The organism is Vibrio agarilyticus (assembly GCF_012641465.1).
In the GTDB taxonomy this organism is placed as follows: Bacteria; Pseudomonadota; Gammaproteobacteria; order Enterobacterales; family Vibrionaceae; genus Vibrio; species Vibrio agarilyticus.
The window spans coordinates 77,618-95,773 of the sequence record NZ_JABAIK010000004.1 but is presented as its reverse complement, the minus strand read 5'-3'; the positions used below and the strand labels follow the sequence as shown (position 1 = coordinate 95,773).

Sequence of the window (18,156 nt, the reverse complement as noted above, 5' to 3'; positions counted from 1 at the left end):
CAACACATGTTTGAACCGATGATGGAAATGTCTGACGATGCGGTAATTAAGGTCGTTGGGGTTGGCGGCGGTGGCGGTAATGCTGTCGAACATATGGTGCGTGAGTCCATTGAAGGAGTGGAATTCATTAGCGTCAACACCGATGCACAAGCGTTGCGTAAAACCAACGTGGGCAATGTCATTCAGATTGGCGGTGATATCACCAAAGGCCTTGGGGCCGGTGCAAACCCACAAGTGGGTCGTGATGCAGCTCTAGAAGACAAAGAAAGAATTAAAGAAGTGCTTAATGGCGCCGATATGGTGTTTATTGCGGCTGGTATGGGTGGTGGTACTGGTACCGGTGCTGCGCCAGTGATTGCTGAGGTAGCAAAAGAGCTCGGTATTTTAACTGTTGCTGTCGTGACCAAGCCATTCAGTTTTGAAGGCAAAAAGCGTATGGCGTTTGCTGAGCAAGGTATCGCTGAGCTGTCAAAGCATGTTGACTCACTGATTACCATACCGAACGAGAAACTGCTTAAAGTACTGGGTCGCGGAATCACTCTGCTTGAAGCGTTTGCCAATGCCAACAACGTGTTGAAGAACGCGGTTCAGGGGATCGCAGAACTTATTACGCGTCCAGGTATGATGAACGTCGACTTTGCTGACGTACGTACCGTAATGTCGGAAATGGGTCATGCTATGATGGGCAGTGGCGTTGCACGTGGTGAGGATCGAGCAGAAGAAGCGGCTGAAATGGCAATTTCAAGCCCGTTACTTGAAGACATCGATTTGGCTGGTGCTCGAGGCGTACTGGTTAACATCACGGCAGGTATGGATATGCGTCTCGATGAGTTTGAGACGGTAGGTAACACGGTGAAAGCATTTGCCTCTGATAATGCGACCGTGGTGATTGGTACCTCTCTTGACCCAGATATGAGTGACGAGATCCGCGTTACCGTCGTAGCAACAGGCATTGGTAATGAGCGTAAGCCCGATATTACTTTAGTGGCTGGTGGCAAGACGAGTGTTTCGCAGCCACAGCAAGCTACCCCTGTCGCGTCAAAGGTTGAAGAAAAACCGGCACAAAACATGCAACCGAATTTGCAAGAGCGAGCACCTGTAGCGCCAACAAACTCTGCTCCTGTCTCTGGTGGTCAAGCTGCGCAAAATACCGCGCCTAAGCCTGAGAAAGAGAGTGGTTACTTGGATATACCGGCATTCTTGCGCCGTCAAGCAGACTAGTGGCCTGACCACAATTTGACACTGGTCAAAATTGTGATAGCATTCACGGCCAGTCGCTTGACGACCGTGTGTAGTAGTTTTTAACGAGGCTAGCGTATGATTAGACAACGTACATTGAAAGAAATGGTGAAAACAACTGGTGTGGGTCTCCACTCTGGTCGTAAAGTCACGCTTACGTTGCGTCCTGCTGCTGCGAACACTGGCGTTATTTATCGCCGCACGGACGTTAATCCACCGGTCGATTTTCCAGCGGATCCCGCATCTGTGCGCGATACCATGCTGTGCACCGCATTGGTCAACGACGAAGGCATTCGAATTTCGACTGTTGAACATCTTAATGCGGCGTTAGCTGGCATGGGCATTGATAACGTGATTGTTGAGGTAGACGCGCCGGAAATTCCGATTATGGATGGCAGTGCTAGTCCGTTTGTTTTTCTACTGCAACAGGCTGGTATCGAGTTGCAGCATGCGCCCAAGCGTTTTATTCGAATTAAGAAACCTGTGCGCTTTGAAGATGGTGATAAATGGGCCGAATTTGTGCCTTTTGATGGTTTCCGTATGGATTTTGAAATTGATTTCAACCATCCCGCTATTTCATCTGATGAGCAGCATTTGCGATTTGATTTTTCGACTCAAGGGTTTGTACGCGAGATTTCACGCGCACGTACGTTTGGCTTTATGCGTGACATCGAATATCTGCAATCGCAGAATCTTGTCCTCGGTGGCAGCTTTGATAACGCCATTGTGCTCGATGATTACCGTATTCTTAACGAAGATGGTTTGCGTTTTGACAACGAATTCGTGACACACAAAGTGCTTGATGCGATTGGCGATCTTTATATGTGTGGCCACGCGATTATTGGTGAATTCCGTGCGTATAAATCAGGACACGGTTTAAATAACCAATTACTGCGCGCCGTGCTTGCCGATCAAGAGGCGTGGGAGTGGACCACATTTACTGAAGATGCTGGCTCGCCAGTTGCCTTTGGTGAGCCTAACATGGTACTTGCCTAAGCCTTAATTTGTCCTTTGGGATATCGAATAGTTAAAAGCCAGTCATTGAGACTGGCTTTTTGCATTTGGCGCTGTGGCAGATTGGTTTTTTCGAAAGACCAATACTATCTAGTCGCTGTGACGCTGTGCTAACGCGGCGATGTTACGCAGCCGTTTTTGAATGCCTTCTGAAGCGACTGGGGTTAAGCTCAGCAAATAATCGGCGGCAACCGTACTTAAAGGTTCGCGTGGTTTATGTTCGGTTAACGTTGCTGCCCCATTCTCACCTCGATACAGTGCGGGATTAATTTTTAATTCAAGACTCACTAGGTGGGCAAATCCTTTTAAACGCAATTGGCTTAATAGACTGAGTCTTTCATATTCAAGCTTCATACGTAGCGCAGCACTCGCCACTTCCACTACCAAACGACCTTCTCGTACATTTGCGGCGCGGCAATGAATTGCCATTGATGTGGGTAAGAGCGTCTGCAGTGCTTCGTTTAACGCTAAGATGGTTTTGGCGTGAGCTTGCATTTGCCCAAGGTGACGAGCGCTCAACAACGTCTCTGCATCGGTTGGGCGATGATCGCGCATGATTCGTTCCCCTATATAATGATGTTACTAGAGTAGCGCGGGCCGCGATTTATGGCAATTTTCAATCCCTATAAAGGCAGATTGGAGGGGGGACGGTCTGAAAAATTAAGCTGGAGTGGGTCAAATAGCGATGTGAAACGGCGAAACTCTCTGCATTTAGTAAGAAAATTTCCATCTAGGTCAAACAAATCGTTGAAATGATGGTTCACCGTGATAAAAATCCTTACACTATCCCTCTTCATATTAGCTGATCTCGCCAAATCAATTTCTTGGCTCGCGCTTGAAAATTGTCGCTTTCAGCACCATATCGAGAATAAGTAAACGTTGACGCAGCGGATGGGCGCCGCGTATTGCCGAAATGGCGTAATCGTTAACAGTGGCAAATTAGGAAATGCGCCGATTTTTGCGCACAACCGTCATGTGTATCGCGTGACGAAGAGCCTTACAGCCACTCTAATTGAGAAACAACGATAGCATTGCTAACAGACCGCTTTTTGGTCTAGAACAGAGAGATCCAACACTCATGATTACCAAGCTACTCACTAAAGTGATTGGCAGCCGCAATGACCGCACCCTGCGTCGTTTGCGTAAAATTGTCAAAGAAATTAATAATTACGAACCAACCTATGAAGCGCTATCGGACGAAGAGTTAAAAGCAAAAACCGTTGAGTTTCGTCAGCGCCTAGGACAAGGCGAATCGTTGGATCAAATTTTACCTGAAGCCTTTGCTACGGTTCGTGAAGCCTCAAAACGCGTCTATGGTATGCGCCACTTTGATGTTCAGCTTATTGGTGGCATGGTGCTCAATAATGGGCAAATCGCGGAAATGCGCACCGGTGAGGGTAAAACCTTGACCGCGACGTTACCGGCTTACCTAAACGCTCTGCCGGGCAAAGGCGTTCATATCGTTACCGTGAACGATTACTTGGCAAAGCGCGATGCAGAAACCAACCGACCACTGTTTGAATTTCTAGGAATGACGGTGGGCGTTAACGTGCCTAACATGCCTCCGCATGAGAAAAAAGCGGCTTACCAAGCCGACATTTTATACGGAACCAATAATGAGTTTGGTTTTGATTACCTACGAGACAATATGGCGTTTCGCGCCGAAGATCGTGTTCAGCGCGAGCGATTCTTTGCGGTGGTTGATGAAGTGGACTCCATCTTAATTGATGAAGCACGTACCCCGCTCATCATTTCTGGCCCCGCTGAAGACAGCTCTGAGCTTTACACCAAAATTAATTTGCTGATCCCTCAGCTACAGCGCCAAGATAAAGAAGACTCGGAAGAGTATCGTGGTGAAGGTCACTACACGGTTGATGAAAAATCAAAGCAGGTGTATCTGACTGAAAATGGCCAAGAGTTCGTTGAAGAGCTCATGATCAAAAATGGCCTGATGGCAGAGGGCGACACGCTCTATTCACCAACTAATATTAGCCTATTGCATCACGTCAATGCAGCGCTGCGCGCTCATGTTCTGTTTGAGCGTAATGTCGACTACATCGTCAGCGATGAAGGCGAAGTGGTTATCGTTGACGAACATACGGGCCGTACTATGCCTGGCCGCCGTTGGTCTGAAGGTCTGCACCAAGCGGTGGAAGCCAAAGAAGGCGTAAAAATTCAAAACGAGAACCAAACGCTGGCCTCGATTACCTTCCAAAATTACTTCCGTCTTTACGAAAAACTGTCGGGTATGACCGGTACCGCTGACACTGAAGCATTTGAATTTCAAACCATCTATGGTCTTGAAACGGTGGTTATTCCAACCAATAAACCGATGATCCGTGATGACATGCCTGATATGGTGTATCGTACGGAAGCGGAAAAGTTTGCTGCGATCATCGAAGACATCAAAGCACGCGTTGCCAAAGGTCAGCCGGTGCTAGTGGGTACCGTATCAATTGAAAAATCTGAACTTCTATCGCAAGCATTGAAAAAAGCGAAGATCAAACATAATGTTTTGAACGCGAAGTTCCATGAAAAAGAAGCAGAAATTGTTGCAGAAGCCGGTAAGCCTGGCGCTGTGACTATCGCGACTAACATGGCAGGCCGTGGTACAGACATCGTGCTAGGCGGAAGCTGGCATGCCAAAGTTGAACAACTGGATAATCCAAGTGCTGAGCAAATTGACGCGATTAAAGCCGAGTGGAAACCGGTGCATGACGCGGTACTCGATGCGGGTGGTTTGCACATTATTGGTACGGAGCGCCATGAATCTCGTCGTATCGATAATCAGCTACGTGGCCGTTCTGGTCGTCAAGGTGATGCGGGATCTTCACGCTTTTATTTGTCGATGGAAGATGCTCTGCTGCGGATCTTCACGTCTGATCGCATGGCAAGCTTAATTCAAAGTGGAATGGAAGAAGGCGAAGCCATCGAATCGAAAATGCTGTCACGCTCGATTGAAAAAGCGCAACGCAAAGTCGAAGGGCGTAACTTTGATATCCGTAAACAGCTACTTGAATACGATGATGTCGCCAATGACCAACGTAAGGTCGTGTATGAGTTGCGTGACGAACTCATGGAAGTGGATGACATCAGCGAGATGATCACTCATAACCGTGAAGATGTCTTTGATAGTGTCATCAATGAATATATTCCGCCGCAATCGCTTGAAGATATGTGGGATCTTGAAGGGCTTGAAACGCGCTTAAAAGCGGACTTTGATCTGGACTTGCCAGTCCGTCAGTGGTTGGAAGAGGACGACAAGCTCTACGAAGAAGCGCTACGCGAGAAGATTTTGTCTCATGCCGTCGAAGTCTACCAAGCCAAAGAAGAGGTGGTTGGCGCTCAAGTGCTGCGTAACTTTGAAAAGTCTGTCATGTTACAAACGCTCGATACACTCTGGAAAGAACATCTAGCGGCGATGGATCATCTGCGTCAGGGGATTCATCTGCGTGGTTATGCGCAAAAGAACCCGAAACAAGAGTACAAGCGCGAGTCTTTTGCCTTATTTGAAAACCTGCTCGAGACATTAAAATCCGATGTCGTGATGATTTTGTCCAAAGTTCGTGTTCAGCAGCAAGATGAAGTCGAGCGAATGGAAGCGCAGCGTCGTGCCCAGGCTGAAGAAGCAGCTCGACGTGCACAAGCGCAACACGCAACAGCGCAGAGCCAATTAAGCGATGAGAGCGATGACGTTCAGCGCTCTGCTCAGCCAATGGTGCGTGAGGAGCGTAAAGTCGGCCGCAATGAACTGTGCCCATGTGGCAGTGGTAAAAAATATAAGCAGTGCCACGGCAAAATTGATTAGCTTACATGGCATTTCATGAAATAGAGTCGCTTAGGCGGCTCTTTTTTTGAGACGAATTTGCATAAAAAAGAGGACAGCGATGAAGCGTATTCATATTGTCGCGGGGATTATTTTAAGTGCCGACCAGCGCTCGGTTTACATTACCAAGCGTCCCGATGACAAACACAAAGGAGGCTTATGGGAGTTTCCGGGTGGGAAGGTGGAGTCTGGCGAAACGATAGCAAAAGCGATGGCGCGTGAGTTGGAAGAGGAAATTGGCATTCAAGTGACGCAGCAGATCCCATTTGAGCATTTCGCTTTTGATTACCCTGACAAGTCACTGACGTTTGATTTTATTACCATTATTGACTTTTCTGGCGAGCCATATGGTCGAGAAGGCCAGCAAGGCCTGTGGGTCGAGATTGATCAGCTCGATCAGTTTGCGTTTCCAGAAGCGAACTTACCGATTGTTCAACGAGTCATGAAAGAGTTTAGACAAATCTAGCCAGCGCGTTCGATTGTTGGTAACTTAACCGATTGAAAATTAACATTCGGCGCGATGCGTCGGGCAGTAAATGGAGATGAGCAATGGTAAGAATTGCCGTGGCGGGAGCCGCTGGTCGCATGGGACGCAACCTAGTAAAAGCCACACTGGCCAATGCAAATGCCACTTTGGGCGCAGGCTCAGAGCGTCCGGAGTCCTCTTTGGTTGGGGTGGACATCGGTGAATTGTGTGGCGAAGGTCGATTAGATATCGCGTTAGTCGACGATCTCAGCCAAGCGGTTGCCAACTTTGACGTGGTGATTGATTTTACCGCGCCAGCGAGCACGCTAGCCAATTTGGCGCTGTGCGCGCAGCATGGCAAAAGTATTGTGATTGGCACGACGGGGTTTAGCGATGACGAGCGTGCGGAAATTGACGCTTACGCCAAGCAGATCCCTGTGGTTATGGCGCCGAATTACTCTGTTGGCGTGAATTTGGTGTTCAAACTGTTAGAAAAAGCCGCCAAAGTAATGGGCGAATACTGTGACATCGAAATTGTCGAAGCGCACCATCGCCATAAAGTGGATGCGCCATCGGGAACCGCAATTGGCATGGGCGAAGCCATTGCTGGAGCGATGGGCAACAAGCTCAGTGACGTTGCGGTTTATGCTCGAGAAGGCATTACGGGTGAACGCACCAAAGATGAAATTGGTTTTGCAACGATCCGCGCGGGTGACATTGTTGGTGAGCACACCGCGATGTTTGCCGATATCGGTGAGCGGGTTGAAATTACCCATAAAGCGACGGACCGAATGACTTTTGCTAATGGCGCAGTAAAAGCCGCGGTGTGGCTTGCCGATAAACCCACTGGATTTTATACCATGACAGATGTCATCGGCCTGAATGACCTTTAATACATATTTATTCGCCGGCAAATGCCGGCGTTTTTATTTCTATGGTCAATGGAAGACAATTGGAATGTCGTATTTATCGCCATAGTGGCGGTTTTTTAGTGTTGTTTATTGGGCTCTAATGGCGGTTTTTTAATGAAGCGCTCGAAAATGGCATTTTTTCATGTCGGTTTAACGTTTACCTATTTGTTAAATAATGCGTCTGTCTTTTTGTTCGGAAAAAATCAACAGTTTTTACATTTTGATGAGATTGATCACCTTTAAAAATGTGAAAAGTTGTATTTTTATTGGTTATCATCCGTAAAGTGCATAAGAGGCGTTAAATTTACAATTATTTCTTGGCCTTATATTGACACAGTTGCAGTGTGTCATTAGAATACCGCCAATTTGTCTGAATTCCCTCAATTCGCACATTTATGGCGAAAAGGAAGGCAAATTTGCATTCTAATTTGTTTTATTTGCATTTTTATTCTGGAGGTTGTCTTGAGTAAATCAGCACTGTTAGTCCTGGAAGATGGGACAGTGTTCCGCGGAGTCGCTATCGGCGCAGATGGTATTTCCGTTGGCGAAGTTGTTTTTAATACCTCAATGACGGGGTATCAAGAAATCCTCACTGATCCTTCCTATTCCCAACAAATCGTCACTCTTACTTATCCTCATATTGGCAACACCGGAACCACTTCCGAAGATGAAGAATCCACCGCGATTCACGCTCAAGGCCTCGTTATTCGTGACCTTCCTCTGATTGCTTCTAACTTTCGCAGCGAACAAACCCTTTCTGACTACTTAAAATCACAAAACATTGTCGGTATCGCCGATATTGACACGCGTAAACTGACGCGAATTTTGCGTGAGAAAGGCGCGCAAAACGGCTGTATCATGGCTGGAAAGGCGTTAGATGAAGCGTTGGCACTAGAAAAAGCAAAAGCGTTTCCGGGCTTAAAAGGGATGGATCTTGCTAAAGAAGTGACCACTCAAGAAGCCTATTCATGGAAGCAAGGGTCGTGGACACTAGAAGGTGGTCTACCTGAAGCTCAAGATGACAGCGAGTTGCCATACCATGTTGTGGCTTACGACTTCGGTGCCAAACGTAATATTTTGCGTATGTTGGTTGACCGTGGCTGCCGTTTGACCGTCGTGCCTGCACAAACGTCAGCAGAAGAGGTGCTGGCACTAAATCCTGATGGTGTTTTCCTATCAAACGGCCCAGGTGACCCAGCTCCGTGTACCTACGCGATTGAAGCGACAAAAGTATTTTTAGACAAGGGCTTGCCTATTTTCGGTATTTGCCTTGGCCACCAAATTCTCGCTCTCGCATCAGGCGCTCAGACCATTAAAATGAAATTTGGCCATCACGGCGCGAACCATCCAGTGAAAGACTTGGATCGTGGTGTGGTGATGATCACTTCACAAAACCACGGTTTTGCTGCTGATGAAGCCACGCTTCCTGAAAATCTTCGTGCAACTCATGTGTCACTTTTTGATGGCTCTTTGCAAGGCATTCATCGCACCGATAAGCCTGCATTTAGCTTCCAAGGTCACCCAGAAGCGAGCCCTGGTCCTCATGATGCAGCGCCGCTCTTTGACCATTTTATCGAACTTATCAAGAAACACCGCGCGTAATTCGGAGTCGTAGAACATGCCAAAACGTACTGATATTAAAAGCATTCTAATTCTAGGCGCGGGTCCGATTGTCATCGGCCAAGCGTGTGAGTTTGACTACTCTGGCGCGCAAGCGTGTAAAGCACTGCGTGAAGAGGGTTACCGCGTTATTTTGGTTAACTCTAACCCTGCTACCATCATGACGGATCCAGAAATGGCTGACGCCACTTACATTGAGCCAATTCAATGGGAAGTGGTACGTAAGATCATTGAAAAAGAGCGTCCAGATGCCGTATTGCCAACCATGGGTGGCCAAACGGCGCTTAACTGTGCGCTTGAGCTTGAGCGTCAAGGTGTGTTGGCAGAGTTTGGCGTTGAAATGATCGGTGCAACTGCCGATGCCATTGATAAAGCAGAAGATCGCTCACGTTTTGATAAAGCGATGAAGTCGATTGGTCTTGCGTGTCCACGTGCTGATACCGCAAAAAGCATGGAAGAAGCGTATCGTGTGCTCGATATGGTTGGCTTCCCTTGTATCATTCGCCCGTCTTTCACCATGGGTGGTACTGGTGGCGGTATTGCATACAACAAAGAAGAATTTGAAGAGATTTGTCGCCGTGGTTTGGACTTGTCGCCAACTAACGAGCTGCTTATCGATGAATCTTTGATCGGTTGGAAAGAGTACGAGATGGAAGTGGTTCGCGATAAAGCGGATAACTGCATCATTGTTTGTTCAATCGAAAACTTTGACCCAATGGGTATTCACACTGGTGACTCAATCACCGTAGCGCCAGCGCAAACCCTAACGGATAAAGAATATCAATTGATGCGTAATGCATCACTTGCAGTACTGCGTGAAATCGGCGTTGAGACGGGCGGTTCCAACGTTCAATTTGGTATCAACCCGAAAGATGGCCGTATGGTTATCATCGAAATGAACCCACGCGTTTCTCGCTCATCTGCATTGGCGTCAAAAGCAACAGGTTTCCCAATTGCAAAAGTTGCAGCCAAATTGGCGGTCGGCTTTACGCTTGATGAGTTGATGAACGACATTACTGGTGGCGCAACGCCAGCGTCATTTGAGCCAACTATCGACTACGTCGTGACCAAAATTCCTCGCTTTAACTTTGAAAAATTCGCTGGTGCGAATTCACGTCTAACGACTCAGATGAAGTCGGTAGGCGAAGTGATGGCGATTGGTCGTAACCAACAAGAATCATTACAAAAGGCACTACGCGGCCTTGAAGTTGGTGCTAATGGTTTTGACGAGATGGTGGATCTCGATTCACCGGATGCGTTAACTAAAATTCGTCACGAGTTGAAAGAAGCGGGCGCTGAGCGTATTTGGTACATTGCCGATGCTTTCCGCGCGGGTATGTCAGTCGATGGCGTATTTAACCTGACCAATATTGACCGCTGGTTCTTGGTGCAAATCGAAGAGCTAGTCAAGTTAGAAGAGCAAGTCAAAGCGGGTGGTTTTGCAGGATTGACCGAAGAGGTTCTGCGCCGCATGAAGCGTAAAGGTTTCTCCGATGCGCGCTTGTCTAAGTTGGTTGGTGTCGCTGAAAGCGAAGTGCGCCGCATGCGCGATCAGTTTGATATTCATCCGGTTTACAAACGCGTTGATACTTGTGCGGCTGAGTTTGCGTCAGATACCGCATACATGTATTCGTCTTATGATGAAGAGTGTGAAGCGAACCCAACGGATAAAGAGAAGATCATGGTATTGGGTGGTGGCCCTAACCGCATTGGTCAAGGTATCGAATTCGATTACTGCTGTGTTCACGCTTCGCTGGCGTTACGTGAAGATGGTTACGAAACCATTATGGTGAACTGTAACCCTGAGACAGTTTCAACCGATTACGACACCTCAGATCGCCTCTACTTTGAGCCTGTGACGTTAGAAGATGTGCTTGCGATTGTGCGTGTTGAAAAACCTAAAGGCGTGATTGTTCAATACGGTGGCCAAACGCCTCTTAAATTAGCGCGTGCGCTTGAGGCCGCGGGTGTGCCAATTATTGGTACCAGCCCAGATGCCATTGACCGCGCTGAGGATCGCGAGCGCTTCCAGCAAGCCGTGGATCGCCTAGGCCTGTTACAGCCTGAAAATGCGACCGTAACAGCGATTGAGCAAGCGGTCGAAAAATCAAAAGAAATTGGTTTTCCTTTGGTGGTTCGCCCCTCTTATGTTCTGGGCGGCCGAGCCATGGAAATCGTTTATGACGAGCAAGATCTTCGCCGTTACTTTAATGAAGCTGTCAGTGTTTCAAACGAATCTCCAGTCCTTTTGGATCGCTTCCTTGATGACGCTATTGAAGTGGATATCGATGCGATTTGCGACGGTGAGCGCGTGGTTATCGGTGGCATCATGGAGCATATCGAACAAGCAGGGGTCCACTCTGGTGACTCAGCCTGTTCGCTACCCGCTTATACATTGAGCCAAGAAATCCAAGACGTGATGCGTGAGCAAGTTGAGAAGTTGGCCTTTGAACTGGGTGTTCGCGGCTTAATGAATACTCAATTTGCAGTAAAAGATGGCCAAGTTTACCTGATTGAAGTCAACCCACGTGCTGCGCGTACGGTACCTTTTGTTTCAAAAGCAACTGGCGCGCCACTGGCAAAAATTGCCGCTCGTGTTATGGCTGGTCAATCGCTTGAAGCGCAGGGTTTCACGAAAGAGATCATTCCGCCTTACTACTCTGTTAAAGAAGTGGTGCTGCCGTTCAACAAATTCCCAGGTGTTGACCCACTATTAGGCCCTGAGATGCGTTCAACGGGTGAAGTTATGGGCGTTGGTGCAACGTTTGCTGAAGCTTACGCAAAAGCAGAATTGGGTTGTGGCAGTGTCTACCCAGAGGGTGGTCGTGCTCTGCTATCGGTTCGTGATGGCGACAAGCAACGTGTGGTTGATTTGGCGTCCAAATTGGTTAAGTTAGGTTATCAACTTGATGCAACTCACGGCACCGCGGTAATTTTGGGTGAAGCGGGCATTAACCCACGCTTGGTTAACAAAGTGCATGAAGGTCGTCCTCATATTCTTGACCGCATCAAGAACAATGAATACACCTACATCATTAATACTGCAGCAGGTCGTCAAGCGATTGAAGACTCAAAAGTACTTCGTCGTGGCGCATTGGCTGAAAAAGTCAATTACACCACAACGCTGAATGCGGCATTTGCAACCTGTATGGCGCACACCGCTGATGCAAAGAGTTCAGTGACGTCAGTTCAAGAGCTGCACGCACAGGTTAAAGCGAGCCTTAACGCTTAACCATGAATAAATGGTGAATAACAAACTCATTGCCCGCTCGATTGAGCGGGCTTTTTTATGCCCGTAATTGTGAATGTTTAGATTGATGAAAAAATGGAATGAATTCAAAGCCTGAGTTTCATTTTTTTGCTTTTATTCATGATGTTAAGCTGTGCTCGAAATTGTTTGAGTATAGGTATTCGCGTGGAGATAACATTTGAAATTCTGTTAGCGCTGTTTGCGGTCGCATCTGTGGCCGGTTTTATTGACGCTATGGCGGGCGGTGGCGGCTTGTTGACTGTGCCTGCGCTACTTGCGGCGGGTTTATCACCAACTCAAGCATTAGCCACCAACAAATTACAAAGCTCGTTTGGTAGCTTTTCTGCCAGTTTCTATTTTATTCGTCGTGGTTTGGTCAGCTTGGCGGCAATGTGGCGCGCGATTGTGTGCACCTTTCTTGGTTCAGCCATTGGCGCTGAAGCGGTGCAAGTGGTCTCGTTAAACATTCTCACCAGCTTGATCCCGTTGCTACTGATTGCGATTGCACTCTACTTCCTGATTGGTGGGAAAGCAAAAGAGCAGCGAGGTGAGCCCAAATTATCTGACGCCGCTTTTGCCTTTGCTATTGGTGGGGGTGTTGGATTTTATGATGGCTTTTTTGGCCCTGGTACAGGGTCGATTTTTACGCTGTGTTTTGTTGCGATTGGCCATTTTAGTTTGGTCGAAGCAACCGCTCGCACCAAGGTTCTAAACTTCACGTCTAATCTCGCCGCCTTGCTGTTCTTTATTCTCGCGGGACTCCCGGTGTGGGAAATTGGTTTGGTTATGGCGGTCGGTGGATTTCTTGGCGCGCGCCTTGGGGCAAAAATGGTCATCACTAAGGGAACTCGCTGGGTGCGTCCATTAGTGATTATGATGTCGATGGCGATGGCGCTGAAATTGCTTTGGCAACAGCATGGGCAATGGTGGCTATCACTGTTTTAACCCGCATGCTGCGTGCCCGGCTGGGCCGCGTGCAGATGTGTAGCGGTCGATGCAAAGGGGTTAGCTCAGTAAAGCTAAAGCAATGGCGAGGCGCGATTTTAAGGCTACGAACAATGGACAGCGGCACCAGCGCTGGCGGTAATCCCTCTAGCGCTAACTGCGCACTTGCTTGATAAGAGTCCATTTGCATCACAGGTGTAATGCCCAAACGAGTAAGTATCGCAAGTTGGTAGCTGTTGGCGGGATTGTTGAGATCGTTGGTCTGGATTTGGCTTGGTAATGAGTCCAGAGGGCGGTGACTGACGATAAAAAACGGTTCGTCACCAAGATGGCTCACTTGCAGTCCATGGTTGGGCGGCAGCTGTCCGGCGCAAATGCCAAGCGTTGCCTGCCCTGATTGCACTCTCTCAACGATGCGAGGGGTGTGGTTAGTCGTGATAGTTAAATGAGGGTCGCCTTGATAGAGGGTCGCCAAAATAGGCGACAAATAACCGACAATTAACGTTTCTGAGCAGTCGAGCACCAAGGTAGAGGTATCTGGCAAAGCTTGCTGATCGTCGATAAGACCCAATAACTGGTTGAAACTCGGCGCGAGGGTGTCAATCAGTCGTTCTGCTTCTTTGGTGAGCTTCACATTGCGACCATCAGGTTCAACCAGTTTTTTCCCCAATCGCTTTTCGAGGTTGGCAATCCGCTTACTGACCGCCGACTGGCTGATGTAGAGTCGACTACCAGTACGGCTCATTGTTTTGGCTTGGCCGAGCGCCAGTAAGGTTTCAATTCCCTCAAGTAGCATAGGGGTCACTCGCTTATTTGGTGAGCGCGAACGTCGGCAAGGATAAATGCCAACGTATTGCACCGAGACGAATGGTCAGAGTGACAACAATGCCGAGCAGTAAGGCACTAGAATTGCTTGTGCCTAGCTCCAGTGCCACAGTGTGAGTCACACCGCCAATGAGACATGCAGTGGCATAAACTTCACTGCGCAGCACCATCGGGATTTCTCGCGCAAGGACATCACGAATAATGCCGCCGCCGCAGCCGGTTAATATCCCCATGATCACCGCAATCATGCCGGACTCGTGATACATCAATGATTTTTCAACGCCAATGCCGACAAACACCGCCAAACCGATAGCATCACAAACCGGCAGTACCCACCAAGGTAAGCGTTTTGGGCGGCGTACGATAAGCATGGTGAGAATACAGGTAATAATAATCACCCATAAGTAAGTCGTATTGGTGATCCAAAAGACGGGCGTTGCGCCAAGCACCATGTCGCGAATCGTTCCGCCCCCGATGGCCGTGACGCTACCAAGCACCATGACGCCAAAAGGATCCATTTTCAAACGACCAGCCAGTAGCACGCCAGAAATCGCAAAGATTGCGGTGCCAAATAAGTCAATAATATAGAGTAGCGTCGAGTCCATCAGTGTCTTACAGCTAAATAGTGATCAGGAAATTGGCGAGATTGTAGCAAATTCTTTTATTGAGGCACGCAATATTCCCCGCTATTGGCGGTGTTGTCGTACCGTATCAAGGTGCTGACACACTTGCTCGAGCGCTAGCACGGTTCGAGGTGTCGGGCGATTCAGCCAGTCAGGGTTCAATGACCAAAAATGACCGAATTTTAAAGCCGGAATGTCGGCTTGCCATGGTTGCCAAACGGTGGTGTAGTCTGTCGCGTGGGGCGAGGTAAACATCGCTTCTGGTTGGCGAAGTATCACCTGCTCAACACTCACTTGTGGATAAGGTGCGTTGGCTTGCTGAAAGCTATTTTCACCACCACAAAACTGGAATACGGCGGCTGGCCAATGCCCGTCGGCCACAGTGATAAGTGGCTTATCACTGAGCTGATAAAAATAACGTACCGGGGTTTCGGTATCATAGCGCAGTTTTAGCTCAGTCAATTGCTGACGAAACTTTGCTGCAGCTGCTCGGCCCGTGGATGGGTCATCACTGTAGGCGGCTAACGCCTCCAAGTTATTGGCAATATCTTCAAGGCTGTTGGTGTGAGAAAAATAGACCTCAATCCCAAATTGTTCTAACTGCGCAAGCGCTTTCGCTGGATTGCCCGCAGGCCATGCAATAACCAAATCGGGCTTTAGCGCCAAAATACGTTCGAGCTTGATCCCTTGATAATTCGATACGGTTTCGAGCTGCTGAGCTTGTGGTGGGTAATCACTGCGTTCGCTTACCGCAATGATTTTTTCGCCAAGACCTGCTGCAAACGCCATTTCAGTGGCATGAGGCGCCAGAGTGATAATTCGTTGAGGCGTTGAGGCACATGCAAAAGAGGGCAACATGAGGCTGGCGTATGTAATGGCAATCAATCGAAACAACATATCAAAGGCCTTGATGAACCAACGCGAGAATAATACTGATCAGCACAATCCACACTGTGACGCGCCAAGTTAATAGCGCTTGCACTTGCGCAAGATGCAGAGCCGATGGTGCGATACGGCCACCGATTTTGCTGCGCTCGGCGCGAACGCCATCATAAAACGCTGGGCCTCCGAGTGATATTTGTAATTTATGGCCGATGGTGCATAAAAGCCAAGCAGGGCCAGGTAGTGGCCAATGGGGCGCTTGAGTGCGTAAACCTTGCCACACTCCCGCAGCGGACTTGCCCGGCAGTAACGTCAGGGCGAATAAACGCATCGGTACAAGTTCAATCAAGGCGAGGAATCGAATAGCGCTGCGGCCAAATGGATGAAAGCGCGCGCGGCTGGGTGACCATGCGCGAGCCAGTTCCATTGCAAATCGATAAGTTAATGCGCCAATCCCACCCAAAAGCGCATACCAAAACAGCACGCATATGACGTTACGACCAATCCCCATGATGAGGGTTTCAGCGCTGGCTTTGCCCAGCCCTAAATTGGATAATCGCTCGGTTTCTCGATTAACACTGGTGGCAAGAAGCGTGCGAGAACGTGCCTTGTCCTCGGTACTTAATGCGTGAATTGCCGCTTTGGCAAAATGCTCGCTGCCACGCCATTCCAATGCCAGCATAAGTAGCGCCATTTCAAACAGAGCGGGCTCCCAGACCAAAGGTTTTGCCGCCATGAGTAACACCAGCAATGGCATCATCATGAGCAACCAAGCTAATGTGCCCGACAGCGCGCTTTGCTGTGGCTGATGATGACGATTGACTTTGCTTGCAAGTAATGACGCAAACTGATGCCAAAGTAATGCCGGATGAGCAGAATGAGGAATGGGGAGTAACCAGTGAAATAGCAGCGCGCCCCAAAGAGCAAGGAGCGCGCCATTGGCATAGATGGGTGACAGTAATTCTTCCATGAACAGTATCGATTACTTAAGCAAAGCCAGCATCTTAGTTACCATCTCAGATGAGCTTTTCGCCGCCAGTGGAAGGAATTCGTCAAAGCTCATCGGCGACTCTTTGTCGGCAACGTCAGAAATCGCACGGACCACGACAAACGGAATCTGGAATTGATGGCAAGTTTGCGCCACAGCAGACGCTTCCATTTCAACCGCAATAACACTTGGGAAGTGCGCACGAATAATTGCTTGGCGCTCAGGCTTACACACAAATTCGTCGCCGGTACAGATAAGGCCGCGAACCGCGTGCATTCCGTCCATTTGTGTCAATGCTTGCTCTGCTAAAGCCATTAACTTGTCGTCGGCTTTGAAGGCCGCTGGTTGCCCTGCCATTTGACCAATCTCGTAGCCAAATGCGGTCACATCGGCATCGTGATGACGCACTTCTGTTGAGATCACCACATCACCGACATTAAGCGTGGCATCAAATCCACCGGCTGAACCTGTATTGATGACCACATCGGGTTGGTATTCACTGAGCAAAATGGTCGTGCCGATAGCGGCAGCTACTTTACCAATGCCAGATTGCAGCAACACCACATCAACGCCATTAATTTGGCCGAAATCAAACGTGCAACCTGCTTTTTGCGCGGTTTGGCGATTACTCATAGCCGCGCGAAGAAGGGCAACTTCTTGCTCCATCGCGCCAATAATACCGACTTTCATAGTCATCTCTTCATTGATTGTAGGGAATGGCCAGAGTATACCTGTAACTGGTGAAGGGAGCACTATTTGTCTCCCCTAGAGCGACAATCGTTGAGCGTGTTCGGCAGTGTTATAGCATCAATAAGCCTGCTTGACTCAGCCCTTGCCGCAGTTGTTCAGTCCGCTTGCGATTGACGCCAAAATCGGAATAACCCACACGGGATTCAGAGCGCACTTGCATTTGCTGCCCATCGAGCCGAATTTCAAGATCATCAACAAACTTAAGCCATTTACTGGTGCATTCTACTCGTAGGTAACCATCATTGCTCACGGCCAATTTAGCGCCAGGTAAGGTTAGGGCAATCGCCTCGACTTGCTTTAGTGTGGTGCCAGGTTGCAAGATAAAAGGCGCGAGATGGTGGTCAGCGCGCGAGTCTTCCGTTGAAACGCAATTGGGCTTATTGCCGCAAGGTAAGGCGGTGCGATCGTCCATGGTGATATCTCCTTGGGCGCAAGCGGTCGTGCTGATGGTCAGCAATATCACACTCAGTTGAGCGGTCAATTTTAAAGTCGCTTGCTTTGATATTTCCAATTTCATTTAAGCGTAACCTCAATGGAGGCGGTGGTGTTGTTAGTGTACCCAAGTGGCGAAAAAATGATTGGCTAGGGTATCTAAGATGTGACCCATGCCTTACCGATATGCCTGTCCCGCTAGACGCTGCAACTTAAAGTGGGACGGGTATAGAGATGGTTTGGCTTTAAAGTCTCTTGGGTATAAGAAAAAAGACCAGCAAGCGCTGGTCAAATGAAAAGGAATGGTGTGACAGAGGTTAGCAATCGAGATACAAAAGCTAGGTGTCACTTATTGTTATAAAAGGAAGAGCGGTTTGAACATAGC

Annotated in this window: 15 protein-coding genes; 8 read left to right on the top strand and 7 right to left on the bottom strand. The window is 48.5% G+C overall.

Going from position 1 to position 18,156, the window contains the following annotated elements:
• The first annotated feature begins 6 nt into the window (after positions 1–6).
• A complete protein-coding gene (gene ftsZ / locus HGP28_RS05195) occupies positions 7–1,221 on the top strand; it encodes a cell division protein FtsZ (protein WP_168835402.1) in 1,215 nt (404 codons plus the stop codon).
• A gap of 96 nt (positions 1,222–1,317) precedes the next feature.
• The gene (gene lpxC / locus HGP28_RS05190) at positions 1,318–2,235 is read left to right on the top strand and encodes a UDP-3-O-acyl-N-acetylglucosamine deacetylase (RefSeq protein ID WP_168835401.1); all 918 of its coding nucleotides are present in this window, start codon (positions 1,318–1,320) and stop codon (positions 2,233–2,235) included.
• A gap of 108 nt (positions 2,236–2,343) precedes the next feature.
• Here lpxC and HGP28_RS05185 read toward each other — a convergent pair whose 3' ends face one another.
• Positions 2,344–2,808, bottom strand: coding sequence for a DUF721 domain-containing protein (locus tag HGP28_RS05185; RefSeq protein WP_168835400.1), 465 nt, complete (start codon positions 2,806–2,808; stop codon positions 2,344–2,346).
• 523 nt (positions 2,809–3,331) lie between these two features.
• On the opposite strand from HGP28_RS05185, the gene secA reads away from it, so the two are divergent.
• The 6 genes from secA to HGP28_RS05155 all read left to right on the top strand — a co-directional run bounded on the left by secA (position 3,332) and on the right by HGP28_RS05155 (position 13,271).
• Positions 3,332–6,061, top strand: a complete 2,730-nt coding sequence (gene secA, locus HGP28_RS05180) for a preprotein translocase subunit SecA (RefSeq protein ID WP_168835399.1) — start codon at positions 3,332–3,334, stop codon at positions 6,059–6,061.
• A gap of 79 nt (positions 6,062–6,140) precedes the next feature.
• Positions 6,141–6,545, top strand: a complete 405-nt coding sequence (gene mutT / locus HGP28_RS05175) for an 8-oxo-dGTP diphosphatase MutT (RefSeq protein ID WP_168835398.1) — start codon at positions 6,141–6,143, stop codon at positions 6,543–6,545.
• An 83-nt stretch (positions 6,546–6,628) separates the two neighbouring features.
• Positions 6,629–7,438 (top strand): 4-hydroxy-tetrahydrodipicolinate reductase, encoded by an 810-nt coding sequence (gene dapB, locus HGP28_RS05170; RefSeq protein ID WP_168835397.1) that lies wholly within the window; start codon positions 6,629–6,631, stop codon positions 7,436–7,438.
• Positions 7,439–7,918: 480 nt separating this feature from the next.
• Positions 7,919–9,058, top strand: coding sequence for a glutamine-hydrolyzing carbamoyl-phosphate synthase small subunit (gene carA / locus HGP28_RS05165; protein ID WP_168835396.1), 1,140 nt, complete (start codon positions 7,919–7,921; stop codon positions 9,056–9,058).
• 16 nt (positions 9,059–9,074) lie between these two features.
• Positions 9,075–12,308: a carbamoyl-phosphate synthase large subunit gene (carB, locus tag HGP28_RS05160; protein WP_168835395.1), complete on the top strand. Its 3,234-nt coding sequence runs from the start codon at positions 9,075–9,077 to the stop codon at positions 12,306–12,308.
• Positions 12,309–12,491: 183 nt separating this feature from the next.
• Positions 12,492–13,271, top strand: coding sequence for a TSUP family transporter (locus HGP28_RS05155; RefSeq protein ID WP_168835394.1), 780 nt, complete (start codon positions 12,492–12,494; stop codon positions 13,269–13,271).
• Here HGP28_RS05155 and HGP28_RS05150 read toward each other — a convergent pair.
• The 6 genes from HGP28_RS05150 to HGP28_RS05125 form a co-directional block, all read right to left on the bottom strand.
• Complete coding sequence (locus tag HGP28_RS05150; protein WP_168835393.1) at positions 13,198–14,067, bottom strand: LysR family transcriptional regulator; 870 nt, start codon at positions 14,065–14,067, stop codon at positions 13,198–13,200. The genes HGP28_RS05155 and HGP28_RS05150 overlap by 74 nt on opposite strands.
• Positions 14,068–14,080: 13 nt before the next feature.
• Positions 14,081–14,701 carry a TRIC cation channel family protein gene (locus tag HGP28_RS05145; RefSeq protein ID WP_168835392.1) on the bottom strand — a complete coding sequence of 207 codons (621 nt, stop codon included), beginning with the start codon at positions 14,699–14,701 and terminating at the stop codon, positions 14,081–14,083.
• Between the two features lie 81 nt (positions 14,702–14,782).
• A complete protein-coding gene (btuF, locus tag HGP28_RS05140) occupies positions 14,783–15,616 on the bottom strand; it encodes a vitamin B12 ABC transporter substrate-binding protein BtuF (RefSeq protein ID WP_168835391.1) in 834 nt (277 codons plus the stop codon).
• Between the two features lies 1 nt (position 15,617).
• A complete protein-coding gene (locus HGP28_RS05135; protein ID WP_168835390.1) occupies positions 15,618–16,571 on the bottom strand; it encodes a cobalamin biosynthesis family protein in 954 nt (317 codons plus the stop codon).
• A gap of 12 nt (positions 16,572–16,583) precedes the next feature.
• The gene (mtnN, locus tag HGP28_RS05130) at positions 16,584–17,279 is read right to left on the bottom strand and encodes a 5'-methylthioadenosine/S-adenosylhomocysteine nucleosidase (protein WP_168835389.1); all 696 of its coding nucleotides are present in this window, start codon (positions 17,277–17,279) and stop codon (positions 16,584–16,586) included.
• Between the two features lie 109 nt (positions 17,280–17,388).
• The gene (locus tag HGP28_RS05125) at positions 17,389–17,856 is read right to left on the bottom strand and encodes a DUF1499 domain-containing protein (RefSeq protein ID WP_168835388.1); all 468 of its coding nucleotides are present in this window, start codon (positions 17,854–17,856) and stop codon (positions 17,389–17,391) included.
• Between the last annotated feature and the right edge of the window lie 300 nt (positions 17,857–18,156).